The following is a 12103-nucleotide window of genomic DNA, read 5'->3' as shown; positions in this document are numbered from 1 at the left end:
CATGGAAACCGGACTCATCGCCCTCGGAGCAGGACTCGCCGTCGGCCTCGCCGCCCTCGCCACCGGCTACGCCCAGGCGCGGATCGGCGCGGCGGCCATGGGAGCCATCGCCGAGAAGCCCGAGCTCGCCGGTCGGGCCATCCTGCTCGTGGCCATCCCCGAGACGCTCGTCATCCTGGGCTTCGCGGTCGCGGCCATGATCGTGCTCCTGCTGGGCGGCTGACATGACCCTCCAGGCGCTGCTCGAGACCATGGAGCACGACGGTCGTCGCGACCTGGCCGACGTGCTCGCCCGGGACGAACATCGCGCCCGCGAGATCCTCCGGGAAGCCCACCAGGCGGCCGAGCGCGACCGCCTCGGCATCCTCACCCGAGCCGAGTCGACCGCCCGCGACCAGGCGCTCCGCGTCCGCTCCACCGGGGCAGCCGCGTCCCGCGCCCACGTTCGCGAGGTGGTCGACGCCGAGCTCGAACGGGTGCGCACGGCTGCCGGAAAGGAGCTGCAGGAACTGGTCGGCACAGGCCACGGGACTGCGGCCACGCTCGACCTCCTCGACGAGGCGATGGCTCTCCTGCCCTCGGCCACCTCCTGCACGGTCGATCCGGCCCACCTGGACGCCGTACGCCGCCACCGGCCCTGCCTCGTCGTGGAGACTGGACCCGTGGGGGTCGGCGTCGTGCTGCGCGACGCCCAGGGGCGAGCGGTGCACAACACCGCCGAAGGACGCCTTGACGCGGCGTGGCCGCTGCTGCGCCCGGTGCTGCGCGACGCGGTGTGCGAACCGCACCCGGAAGTGGACCCCGAAGCGGACGCGAAAGCTGACGCGGAAGTGGTCCCGGAGGTGGACCCGCGATGACGGCACCGCTGTACGTCGCCGGCTCGACGGCCCTGCGGGCCCGGATGTCGCGCCTGACCCCGGACGGAGCAGGCCAGGGTGATCGCGAGGAGAGCGAGGAGATGCGTCGGCTGCCGCAGCTGTTCGTGGGCGAGGCACGCGCGGTGGCACAGGTGCTGACGGGACGACACGACCTGCGCGACGCCCTCGCGCTGCTGCGCGGCGCGGCCTCGGGCCTCCCGCCTGAAGACCGGCTCCGGGGGGTGCGCGCGGTCGGTGCCATCACCCCCGAGCGGGCCGCCGAGCTCGCCCACACGCGGGACGAGGCGGGCGTCGTGGCCCTCCTCGAACGGCTGCGGCTGCCGACGCCGATCACGGCGGCGGCCCTGCCTCGGCTGTGGTCACGCTTCGAGCTGCACCGCGACGTCGAGGAGCTCGAGCTCGCAGTGACGGCCACGGCGCACGCCGAGTGGGGCGAACGCGCGGCCCACCCGCGTTCGCGTCCCGTCGCGGACCTCCTCGCCCGCGAGCGGGACCAGCGCAACCTGCTCATCGCGCTGGCCCGGTCGGACGTCGACCCCGGCCGGCTGATGCCGCTCGGGCGCCTCGGCGTCCGCGACCTGGAGCACGCGATCACTGGCCGCTGGGCTCCCGTTCTCGGCGTCTACCCACGCTGGCGGGCCGCCGCAGCGGCGTACGAGTTGCACGGGGATCTCGGCCATGTCGACCGGGACCTGCACGACGAGGCCACCGCCGGCGCCGCCGCGCGGCTGCGCCGCGGCGACGCCGAGAGCGCCGACCCGCTGGTGGGCTACGTGCTGCTGCTCGAGGAGCGCGCGCGCCGACACCGCCGAGCCGGACTGATCCTCGTCACCGGCGGAGCGGACCGGAGGACCCCGTGACGAACGCGCTTACCCCCTCAGCGCCACGGATGGACTCAGAAGTGGACTCGGAGGTCGTCGTGGTGGCTCCGCGAGACGTCGACGCGGGCTTCCGCCTCGCGGGCGCCGCGACGGTGGTGCCCGAGCCCGGCCCGGACGGGGAGATCGGAGCCGACGCCGTCAACAGAGCTGTCGAGACAGCTGTGCGCCTGCCCGGCGACGGCCGCGCGGTGGTCTTGGTGCACCACGACGCGTGGACTCGACTGCCACTCGCCGCCCGCGATGCCTGGGCCGAGCGCACCGACGTCCTCGTGGTCGGCCTCCCGCCCGACGCCCCGGCCGTGGACACCGAGCCCCACGACCAGCTCCAGCGACTGCTCGGACGAGCGGTCGGCTACGAGATCAGCTTCGTCCCCGAAGGAGACCACCCATGAGCACGACACCCACCACGATGCCGAGCACGACACACGGCGGCGCGCCGGCCGGTTCCGGCGACCAGGTCGGGACGGTGGTGCGGGTCTCGGGCCCAGTCCTCGAGGTCGCTGGCCTACCCGCGTGCCGGCTCTACGACGTGGTCAAGGTCGGCCCGCAGGACCTGCCCGGGGAGGTGATCCGCCTCGACGGCGCCCTGGCCACGGTACAGGTCTTCGAGGACACCTCGGGGCTGCGCGTCGGCGACCCCGTGACCGGCACCGGGGGACCGCTGACCATCGAACTCGGCCCCGGGCTGCTCGGCACCGTGTTCGACGGCACCCAGCGCCCGCTCGCCGCCCTGAACGCCGAACACGGCATCTACATCCCGCGCGGCGCCGACCTGCCCGGCCTCGACCGCTCCCGGACCTGGGAGTTCGTGCCGTCCGTGGTGGCGGGCGACCGCGTGGAGGCGGGCGACGAGCTCGGGACCGTGCAGGAGACCACAGCGCTGCGCCACCGCGTCCTGGTGCCGCCGGGCGTCCGCGGCGTGGTGGAGCACGTCGCGGAGGGGTCGCACCGCGTCGACGAGGTCATCGCCCGCGTCCAGGGCCACGACGTGCAAATGCTGCAACGCTGGCCGATCCGCAGGCCCCGTCCCGTGCGGGGACACCAGGCCCTGCACCGCCCGCTGCTCACCGGCCAGCGGGTCCTCGACAGCCTCTTCCCGATCGCCCTCGGCGGTGCCGGCATCATCCCCGGCGGATTCGGCACCGGCAAGACGGTGCTCGAGCAGGCGATCGCCAAGCACGCCGAGGCCGACGTGGTGGTCTACGTCGGCTGCGGCGAGCGGGGCAACGAGCTGACCGAGGTGCTCGAGGAGTTCCCACAGCTCTCTGACCCGCGCACCGGTCGCCCCCTGATGGAGCGGACCGTGCTCGTGGCCAACACCTCCAACATGCCGGTCGCGGCCCGGGAGGCCAGCGTCTACCTCGGCATCACGATGGCCGAGTACTACCGCGACCAAGGCCTGCACGCCGTCCTGCTCGCCGACTCCACCAGCCGCTGGGGCGAGGCACTGCGCGAGGTGTCGGGTCGTCTCGGCGAGATCCCGGCCGAGGACGGCTACCCCGCCTACCTCGCCACCCGCCTCGCGGCCTTCTATGAGCGCGCCGGGCTCGTCGACTGCCTCGGCTCCACCCCGCGTAGCGGGTCGGTCACCGTCGTCGGCGCCGTGTCGCCCGCAGGCGGGGACTTCTCCGAGCCGGTCACCCAGAACAGCCTGCGCGTGGCCGGATGCTTCTGGGCGCTCGATGCGAGCCTGGCCCGCAGCCGCCACTTCCCGTCGATCAACTGGACACGCAGCTACACCACCTACCGGCTGGGCGAGTGGTTCGACGAGCACGTCGCCGAGGACTGGTCGCGCCTCAGCGCCTGGGCCGTCCGCACGCTGCAGGAGGAAGGGAGCCTGCAGGAGGTGGTCAGCCTCCTGGGCGTGGAGGCGGTAGCGCCGCCCCAGCGAGTCACCCTGCGCGTGGGTCGCATGCTCCGCGAGGACTACCTGCAGCAGAACTCCTTCGACCCCGCCGACGCCAGCTGTCCGCCGGCCAAGCAGGTCACGATGCTGCGACTGATCAAGTCGGCCGAGGAGGCCATGACCGCTGCGGTCACCGCCGGGCGACCCGTCGCCGACGTCGTCGCCCACCCCGTCCTGCGCACGGTCGCCGCAGCACGTGGCTGGCCGGTCGACGACACGCTCGAGCGACACCTCGACGACGCCGTCTCGACCATGCACGCCGCACTCACCACCAAAGAGCGCGCTACTGAGGAGCGCGCGGCACTCACCACCGACGAGGAGGAGCAGCGATGACCACGCTGGACAGCTCCAAAGACAGCCCGGAAGACACCGCGGACACGATCACCCGCGCGCGGGACGCCGTCGCCGTCGCACCCGTGGGCATCCTGCCCACGATCGAGATGCGCGACGTACGCCGGGTGGCCGGGCCGCTGCTGCTGGTCGAGGGCGCCGAGGCCGTAGCGTTCGGCGACGTCGTCACCGTCGTCACCGACGACGGCACGGAACGCGACGGCCAGGTCCTCGAGGTGGACCGCTCCCGCGCGGTGGTTCAGGTGCTCGGCGGCACCGAGGGCATGGGCCGGGCCAACGTCGCCGTGCGCGCGCGGTTCCGCGCAGCGGTCACCGGCGTCGGGACCGACGTACTGGGACGCGTCCTCGACGGTGCCGGGCGTCCGCGGGACGGCCGGCCGGAGCCCACCGCCGAGGCGTACCGGCCGGTGAACGGGCTGCCGCTCAACCCCGTCGCGCGGATCCACCCCGACCAGTTCATCGAGACCGGCTTCTCGGCCATCGATGGCCTCAACACCCTGGTCCGTGGGCAGAAGCTGCCCGTCTTCACCGCGGCCGGGCTGCCCGCCGCTGAGGTGGCCGCCCGGATCGCCATCCAGGCCCGGGTGCCCGGCGAGGCCAGACACGACAACCAGGCCGACGGGACCGAGGGAGTAGTGGTCGTCTTCGCAGCGATGGGCGTCACGCGCCGCGAGGCCGACTTCTTCCGGGACCAGTTCGCCACCAGCGCATCAGGGCACCGCAATGTGCTGTTGCTCAACCTGGCCGACGACCCCACCATCGAGCGGTTGCTCACCCCCCGGGTGGCGCTGACGCTGGCCGAGTATCTCGCCTTCGAGAAGCACCTGCACGTCCTGGTGATCCTCACCGACATCACCGCGTACTGCGAGGCGCTGCGCGAGATCGCCGCGGCCCGCGAGGAGATGCCGGGGCGGCGCGGCTACCCCGGCTACATGTACACCGATCTGGCCTCCCTCTTCGAGCGGGCGGGACGGGTGCACGGCTCGACCGGCTCCTTGACCCAGCTGTCGCTGCTGACCATGCCCGACGGCGACATCACCCACCCGATCCCGGACCTCACCGGCTACATCACCGAGGGACAGGTGGTCCTCTCGCGCGACATGGCCGGACGCGGCGTCGACCCGCCCTTCGACGTCCTGCCGTCGCTGTCGCGGCTGATGAACGCCGGCGTCGGCGCGGGGCGTACGCGGGCCGACCACCGGGGTCTGGCCGACCAGCTCTACGCCTGCTACGCCCGCGGCGTCGAGGTACGGCGCCTGGTCTCGATCGTCGGCGAGAGCGGCCTGACGGCCGAGGACCGCCGCTACCTCGCGTTCGCCCGTCGCTTCGAGGAGGAGTTCGTCGGCCAGGGCGAGGCCCGGCGGACCATCACCCAGACCCTGGACCTGGGCTGGGAACTGCTCGGCGACTTCGAGCCCGACGAGCTAGGCCGGGTCGGGGCCGACCACGTCGCCCAGCACCACCGCACCACCACCACCCCCACCGAGCGCACCGAGAGCACCGCCAAGAGCACCACCTGGAGCCAGCCATGACCGCGGCACCCGTCCCCAGCACCACCCCGCACAGCACCCCACTCAGCAACCCGCACGCCGCCAGCGCCGAGGAAGTGGCCATGACACTGGAGGTCGACCCCGCCCAAGGCCTGAGCAGCGAGGAGGCCCGGACACGGCTCGACCGGTTCGGCCCCAACCAGCTGGCCGAGCCCGTACGCCGACCGGTGCTGCTGCGCTTCCTCGACCAGTTCCGCAGCGTCCTGATCCTGGTGCTCATCGGTGCCGCGGTCCTCGCGGGCCTCGTGGGTGAGATCAAGGACACCATCGTCATCGCCGTGGTGCTCCTCATCAACGCCAGCATCGGGTTCTTCCAAGAGCAGCGAGCCGAGAAGAGCCTCGAGGCGCTACGCAACATGCTGAGCCCCTCGGCGCGGATCCGGCGCGACGGGCGAACCCTCGTCGTCGACGCCGGCGACCTCGTGCCCGGCGACGTCGTCCTGCTCGAGGCGGGCGACCGGGTGCCCGCGGACGCGCGCCTAATCCTCGCCTCCTCGGTGGAGGTCGACGAATCGGCCCTGACCGGTGAGTCCCAGCCCGTCCCCAAACGGGCCAACTCGACCGTAGAACACGACGCCCCCCTCGCAGATCGCGACGGCATGGTCCACATGAACACCGCGCTCACCCGCGGACGGGCCGAAGCGGTCGTGACCGCCACCGGCATGGAGACCTCCGTCGGCGCCATCGCCGAGATGCTCGCCACTGGCGAGGAGCCGCAGACCCCCCTGCAGCGGCAGCTCGACACCCTGGGCAAGCGGCTGGCCGTGATCGGGCTCGTCGCCGTGACGGTGTACGTCGCGCTGGCCCTGGCGCGGGGCGAGGCCCCCTCCGAGATCGCCCTGCGAGCCGTGGCGCTCGCGGTGGCGACCGTCCCGGAGGGCCTGCCGGCCGTACTGGCGCTGACGCTCGCGCTCGGCGTGCACCGGATGGCGGGCCGCAACGCGATCGTCAAGCGGCTGGCCTCGGTCGAGACACTGGGCTCGGCCACCGTCATCTGCAGCGACAAGACCGGCACCCTGACCCTCAACGAGATGACGGTCCGCGAGGTACGCGTGGGCGAGAACGTGCTCACGGTCCACGGCCAGGGATACGACACCGACGGCGAAATCCTCTACTCCGACGGCGCGCAAGCAAGCCTGCCGCCGCTGCTGCTCGACGCACTCGCCCTGTGCAGCGACGCCGAACTCAAGGCGGACGGCGACGGGGATGGGGATAGCGCCGGCATCATCGGCGACCCGACCGAGGGTGCGCTGGTCGTGCTGGCGGCCAAGGCGGGGCTCGACGTGACGGCGCGCCGTCAGGAGTGGTCGCGATCGGCGGAGATCCCCTTCGACGCCGACTACAAGTACATGGTCACCTACCACGACGAGGGTCCCGCTTCCCGCGTGCTGGCCAAGGGCGCGGCCGACGTGCTGCTGCGGCGTTGCGACTCGTGGCTGCTCGGCGGCGAGGAGGTTGCGCTCACCGCGTCCGACCGAGAGCGACTCGACGACGCCATCGCGGCAATGGGCGAGCGCGGACTGCGCGTGCTGGCCGTGGCCACCCGCCTGGTCGAGTCACCGTCATCCGAGCCACACTCCGACGTTGCGTCGCTGACCCTGCTCGGCCTGCTCGGGATCGCCGACCCACCGCGGCCCGAGGCGACCTCGGCGGTGGCCCTGTGCCACCGGGCCGGTGTGGGGGTGAAGATGATCACCGGCGACCACGTCGCGACCGCCGTCGCCATCGCCCGCGAGCTCGGCATCGAGGGCCGCGCGATGACCGGCGCCGAGCTCTCCGAGCTGTCGACCGAGGAGCTGGCCGACGTCGTCGACGAGGTGGCGGTGTTCGCCCGGGTGTCTCCCGAGCACAAGGTCGACATCGTGAAGGCGCTCACCGCGCGGGGCCATGTCGTGGCCATGACTGGTGATGGCGTCAACGACGCCGCGGCGCTGCGCTCGGCGCACATCGGCGTGGCCATGGGTCTGACGGGAACCGAGGTCACCAAGGAGGCGGGCGACCTCATCCTCACCGACGACAACTTCACCACCATTGTCGGCGCCGTCGAGGAGGGTCGCTCGATCTACGACAACGTGGTGAAGTTCGTGCGCTTCCAGCTCTCCACCAACATGGGCGCCATCTCGACCTTCCTCGGCGCCTCGGTGATGGGGCTACCGGCCCCGTTGACGGCCGTGCAGATCCTGTGGGTCAACATCATCATGGACGGCCCGCCCGCAATGGCGCTGGGCGTGGACCCGGCCCGGCCGGGGATCATGTCCGAGCCCCCGCGACGCAGCGGCGATCAGATCCTCTCCCCGGCGCGACTGATCAGGCTGGCCCGCGTGGGCCTGGTGATGGCGATCGGCACCCTCGCGGTCCTCATCCTCGCCCGCGAGGAGTGGGGCGAGGCCGTCAGCCTGACCATGGCCTTCACCACCTTCGTGCTCTTCCAGGTCGTCAACGCGCTCAACGCACGCGCGGAGCACGTCACCGTGTTCGCACCGCACACCTTCACCAACCGGTGGCTGTGGGTGTCCCTGACGACGGTGGCCCTGCTGCACATCGCAGCCGTGCACACGACGTGGGGCCAGGCGATCTTCGACACCGTCGCCCTCACACCCGAGCAGTGGGGAATCTGCATCGGAGTGGCGCTGTGCGTGCTGTTGGTCGAGGAGCTCGTCAAGCTCGGCCACCGCTGGGGCACGCGTCGACGAGAAGGCTGAGGACGACCCGGGACATACGAAACCAGAATCGCGTACCATGAGTCATCATGACCCGCGACGACTGGACCTTCCTGTCCAACCATGGCCATGTCCTGGTCGCCCTCGCGCGCGACCCGGACGCGCGGACCCGCGACGTCGCGGACGCCGTCGGCATCACCGAGCGGGCGGTGCAGCAGATCGTCGCGGACCTGGTGGAGCACGGCTACGTCGACAAGGACAAGGTCGGTCGGCGCAACCGATACCGGGTCACCCGCGACTCCCACTTCCGCCACGAGCTGGAATCCGGAGTCACCATCGGCGCGTTCGTCGACCTCGTCAACAAGTCCACCGCCACCCCTTGACATGCGAAGACAACTTCGTGATAAGGTCTGCGTACATCAGGGTTGGGGAGTACCCCACCTCCGGTCGCACGTCACCACGGCTGATCAGCCCGACTGATCGGCCCGGCGACCGGGTCCCATAACCGGGACGGGAGAGACCACTCCTGATCACCATCCGGGCAACGAGGCCCGGACCGACGACAACGGTGGTGATCAGCATGGACGACCTACTCATCCTCCTCGGACTGGCTCTCTGGCTCGGCCTCTGGGCGGCGCGTGAGCTCGGCTGGTGCGGTGTCAGGCGCGGGCAGGCGAGCGCAGCGGCACGGCGCAACCGGCGACACTCGTCCCACGGGTCCGTGCCCGAGGATGGCTCCGACGGCCCGTACGTCGACGCGGCGGGGAGGCGTCCATGATGCTCCTCAGGCTGCCGGTTGCTGCGATGCCCGCGAGCGGCGACCCGTTCCACCCCCACGTGCGACTCCCTGTCTCGGGTGCCTGGTCGCGCACGGACCTCGACGAGGTCGTACGTCATCTCCAGGCAGGGTGCTGCGTGCACGTGACCCTGACGATCCCGCACCGCAGACTGCTCTCGTTCGTGCGACGGCGCAGCACTGCCACGACGGACGGCAACCTTCGCGACCGTCTCGAAGACCTCGCGGGGGTTGCGGGACCCCACGCGAGTCGCGTGACGGTCAGGTTCGAACACGAGCCGAGCTCGTTGAGGGGGGCCTGGGGGGCTTGGGGGGCTTGGGCATGGCGGCGCGGGATCGGAGGACCTGGACACCGGCTCTCGAGCCGATGTGCGCTCGACACGCTCCTTGCGCCGGCCCAGCCCCACCCCGCTGAAACGACGGCCCACCGGGCGAATCGACGCTGCGATGGCAGGCCCCACGTGCGTGCCGACGCTGGAATGCCGCTGTCGTGGGACGTCGTCGATGAGCTCCACCGCTGGGTGTCCGCCGGCGCCGAAGCCCACTTGATGCTGACGGTTCCCCGCTCCCCGGTCTCGCGCGACCCTGAACTCCACCTCCTGTGGGAACGACGCATGACACTCGACGTCGCCGACCGCGAAGGGGAGGTTGGCCAGCTGTGGCCGGGAACCCCGCTCGTGCGGATCGACGTCGTCAGGACTCACCCGACCGCGGGCCGCGTTCGATGGGCACGTCGGTTCGCCCGGCGGACGCCATGACGGTCAGCGAGCGGCGTACCGCCGCAGTGCAAGGTCCGGAAGGAGAAGGATCATGATCCATAGTGACCGGCGCGGCGCCTCAGTCCACGCTCCCGATATGGAGGATTCGCCCCTCCCCACGGCTGCCGACCACGTCGGCGGGGGTGGCCGAGCCATTCCCCGGGACCTCACACCGGAGGCTGCCGCGCATTTGACCGCGGCCGGTGGGTACCCCTGCATCTCCGTGCTGATGCCGACGACCCCGGCTGCACGGATGGCGATCGCGGACCGCGAACGCCTCGAAGGCCTGCTCCTCGACGCCGAGCGACGCCTCGACGACCAACCGTTGGGCGACCGCGAGCGGTTGATGTACGAGCTGCGGCGACAGGCCCGCATCGCCCAGGACTCGAGCACACGGAACGCTCTCGGGCTCTTTGTCAGCCACAGCGTGTCGCGAGCATGGACAAGGGACGATCGCCTGGGCCACGGCCGAGCGGCCGGACACGGTGCTGTTTGTTGCCTCAGGATTCTTCACCAACGGAGCGAAGGACTGGATCTCGAGCTTCAACCAGACGAGGCCGGCGTTCCGCGTGAGAACGTGGGAAATGCCGCAACTGCGGAGGCTGCTGGCTGACCGGATGGATCTCGCGTTCAGGCATCAGGTTGAGACGTCTGCGCTGCGTCGTGTCTCCGAAATCATGGCGGTCGAACACGAGCTGTTCGATCGGCTCTGGTACGGGCGCTCGGAGGCTTCGATTGGTGACGAGCGCCCCGAGGGCTATTCGGCGGAGATCTGGGCGACAGCACAGGCGGCCGCCCGCCGAATTGAGGAACAGTACGGAGTCGACCTGCTCCGCAAGGACACCAAGACTCAGTTCGACTGGGGGATGCTCTCCGGGAAGATCTCTGCGATCCGCTGGGTTCTCGGGGCCGAATGGGACTTCCTCGACAGCTAGTGACGGCGTTCGACCGTGCCAAGACCTCCTAGTGTTAGACATCGAGAGGGCCCATTCCCGCAGACCATGAGCGGGTCGACCTCTGTCGCTGCGGTAGTCAGTCAACTTGCGTTGCTTGACTGGCGCCCGCTAGCCCCGAGAGGGTTGCTCGAGTTCTGTGTCAGCCTCTTTGCCCGCGTGGCGCCCGGCTGCAAAGGCCGCATCCACTGCTGCACGGGTTCGCTCCGTGCTGCTGGGCATGAGATGGGTGTAGGTGCGCAAGGTGAACCCGGGGTCGCTGTGGCCGAGGTATTCGGACACGGCGCGAATCGATTCGCCGGCGTCTAGCAATACGGAGGCGTACCAGTGGCGTAGAGCGTGCATGCCGTTGTCACGCGATTGCTCGATGCCCACATGGGCTTGGCCGGGCTTCCAGAGCCGTGTGTTGAAGTAGTTGCGGTTGAGGGCAGAACGCTCGCGTGTGGTGAGTATGAGCCCTGCGCTCGACTTCTTGTCCGCCTGGGGCGTTCCCCACGGAAGCGTGATGCTCCGTCGCGGGTAGGTAGCGAGGTGGTTGCTGAGTTCCGTCGCGACGCTCTCGGGCAAGGGGACGGTTCGGGTCTTGTCGCCCTTCGGCAGGCCAAAGACCAGGCGGTTGCCTCCGAACACCTTGACTTGCCGCCTGACCTCCACAACTCCGCGGAGGAAGTCGACATCCTCGACCGCGAGCCCAAATACCTCGCCTTGGCGTAGTCCCAACCCCGATCCCAACGTGACTGCGATCCTGTACTGCGGCGGAAGCGCGTCGTGCATGGAGGAGACCCACGCGGTCGGCCAAGGCACCACCTTGCGGCGCGACGTTGCGGGCCTTGTCACTGAACTCGCTTTGCACGGATTCTTGGCAATCATGTCGTCGTCGACCGCAGCCGAGAAGATGGCAGACACATTAGAGAAGATGACGCGCCGGTAGGTCTCGGCCATCTCCATCGACCGTAGGAGCTTCTGGATGGTCGACGGCTTGATCTGTCGCAGCTCGAGGTGTCCTAGCGTCGGGAACACATGGAGCCTGAGTCGCAATTCGGTCGCCTCGTAGGTCAGCGGACTGAAGGTCCGACTGTCGAGCCACTCCTCGGCATAGGCGCGAAATGAGATCCTGCCTGCGTCGACATCAAGGTAGGTTCCACGAAGTTTGTCCGCCTCGACCGTGTTGCGGAACGCAACCGCCTCGGCCTTGCGTCGGAAGGTCTTACGACGCTGCCGCCCCTCGGGATCTCGGTAGTTGACGACGTAGCGAGGGCTGCCGTCGTCGGATGGTCTCCCAGAGCTAATGCTTGCCATGGCAGCCCTCGGCAGCGTCGGACCGGGTGACCAAACATGCTGATGAGCATCTGCTCGCTGGTGGCGATGGA

The 12103-nt window shown here is 70.3% G+C and carries 11 protein-coding genes; 10 read left to right on the top strand and 1 reads right to left on the bottom strand.

Going from position 1 to position 12103, the window contains the following annotated elements; translation table 11 throughout:
• Position 1: 1 nt before the first annotated feature.
• The 10 genes from JT1_RS06505 (at position 2) to JT1_RS06450 (ending at position 10715) form a co-directional block, all read left to right on the top strand.
• The gene (locus tag JT1_RS06505) at positions 2–223 is read left to right on the top strand and encodes an ATP synthase subunit C-like protein (protein WP_053208071.1); all 222 of its coding nucleotides are present in this window, start codon (positions 2–4) and stop codon (positions 221–223) included.
• 1 nt (position 224) lies between these two features.
• Positions 225–857: a V-type ATP synthase subunit E family protein gene (locus JT1_RS06500; protein ID WP_056886718.1), complete on the top strand. Its 633-nt coding sequence runs from the start codon at positions 225–227 to the stop codon at positions 855–857.
• Entirely contained in the window at positions 854–1738 is an 885-nt protein-coding gene (locus tag JT1_RS06495; RefSeq protein WP_068324847.1) for a V-type ATPase subunit, read from the top strand. Before JT1_RS06500 ends, JT1_RS06495 begins: the two co-directional genes overlap by 4 nt.
• A gap of 62 nt (positions 1739–1800) precedes the next feature.
• Positions 1801–2151 (top strand): hypothetical protein, encoded by a 351-nt coding sequence (locus tag JT1_RS06490; RefSeq protein ID WP_169701886.1) that lies wholly within the window; start codon positions 1801–1803, stop codon positions 2149–2151.
• Positions 2148–3998, top strand: coding sequence for a V-type ATP synthase subunit A (locus tag JT1_RS06485; RefSeq protein WP_169701885.1), 1851 nt, complete (start codon positions 2148–2150; stop codon positions 3996–3998). Before JT1_RS06490 ends, JT1_RS06485 begins: the two co-directional genes overlap by 4 nt.
• Positions 3995–5548, top strand: coding sequence for a V-type ATP synthase subunit B (locus JT1_RS06480; protein ID WP_082807515.1), 1554 nt, complete (start codon positions 3995–3997; stop codon positions 5546–5548). Before JT1_RS06485 ends, JT1_RS06480 begins: the two co-directional genes overlap by 4 nt.
• A complete protein-coding gene (locus JT1_RS06475) occupies positions 5545–8268 on the top strand; it encodes a cation-translocating P-type ATPase (RefSeq protein ID WP_082807514.1) in 2724 nt (907 codons plus the stop codon). Before JT1_RS06480 ends, JT1_RS06475 begins: the two co-directional genes overlap by 4 nt.
• A gap of 47 nt (positions 8269–8315) precedes the next feature.
• Positions 8316–8609, top strand: coding sequence for a helix-turn-helix transcriptional regulator (locus JT1_RS06470; RefSeq protein WP_068324845.1), 294 nt, complete (start codon positions 8316–8318; stop codon positions 8607–8609).
• 197 nt (positions 8610–8806) lie between these two features.
• Positions 8807–9004, top strand: coding sequence for a hypothetical protein (locus JT1_RS06465; RefSeq protein WP_169701884.1), 198 nt, complete (start codon positions 8807–8809; stop codon positions 9002–9004).
• A gap of 1189 nt (positions 9005–10193) precedes the next feature.
• Positions 10194–10715 carry a hypothetical protein gene (locus tag JT1_RS06450; RefSeq protein ID WP_169701883.1) on the top strand — a complete coding sequence of 174 codons (522 nt, stop codon included), beginning with the start codon at positions 10194–10196 and terminating at the stop codon, positions 10713–10715.
• Positions 10716–10844: 129 nt separating this feature from the next.
• Here JT1_RS06450 and JT1_RS06445 read toward each other — a convergent pair whose 3' ends face one another.
• Positions 10845–12032: a site-specific integrase gene (locus tag JT1_RS06445; protein ID WP_068121768.1), complete on the bottom strand. Its 1188-nt coding sequence runs from the start codon at positions 12030–12032 to the stop codon at positions 10845–10847.
• Positions 12033–12103 lie beyond the last annotated feature (71 nt).

The organism is Janibacter terrae NBRC 107853, assembly GCF_001591405.1.
Lineage (GTDB): Bacteria > Actinomycetota > Actinomycetes > Actinomycetales > Dermatophilaceae > Janibacter > Janibacter terrae.
This window is presented reverse-complemented; position numbering and strand designations above follow the sequence as displayed.

What these genes read in the sequence shown, in the direction of transcription:
- JT1_RS06505 (WP_053208071.1), top strand. Translation starts at nt 2, where the DNA reads ATGGAAACCGGACTCATCGCCCTCGGAGCAGGACTCGCCGTCGGCCTC.
- JT1_RS06500 (WP_056886718.1), top strand. Translation starts at nt 225, where the DNA reads ATGACCCTCCAGGCGCTGCTCGAGACCATGGAGCACGACGGTCGTCGC.
- JT1_RS06495 (WP_068324847.1), top strand. Translation starts at nt 854, where the DNA reads ATGACGGCACCGCTGTACGTCGCCGGCTCGACGGCCCTGCGGGCCCGG.
- JT1_RS06485 (WP_169701885.1), top strand. Translation starts at nt 2,148, where the DNA reads ATGAGCACGACACCCACCACGATGCCGAGCACGACACACGGCGGCGCG.
- JT1_RS06480 (WP_082807515.1), top strand. Translation starts at nt 3,995, where the DNA reads ATGACCACGCTGGACAGCTCCAAAGACAGCCCGGAAGACACCGCGGAC.
- JT1_RS06475 (WP_082807514.1), top strand. Translation starts at nt 5,545, where the DNA reads ATGACCGCGGCACCCGTCCCCAGCACCACCCCGCACAGCACCCCACTC.
- JT1_RS06470 (WP_068324845.1), top strand. Translation starts at nt 8,316, where the DNA reads ATGACCCGCGACGACTGGACCTTCCTGTCCAACCATGGCCATGTCCTG.
- JT1_RS06465 (WP_169701884.1), top strand. Translation starts at nt 8,807, where the DNA reads ATGGACGACCTACTCATCCTCCTCGGACTGGCTCTCTGGCTCGGCCTC.
- JT1_RS06445 (WP_068121768.1), bottom strand. Translation starts at nt 12,032, where the DNA reads ATGGCAAGCATTAGCTCTGGGAGACCATCCGACGACGGCAGCCCTCGC.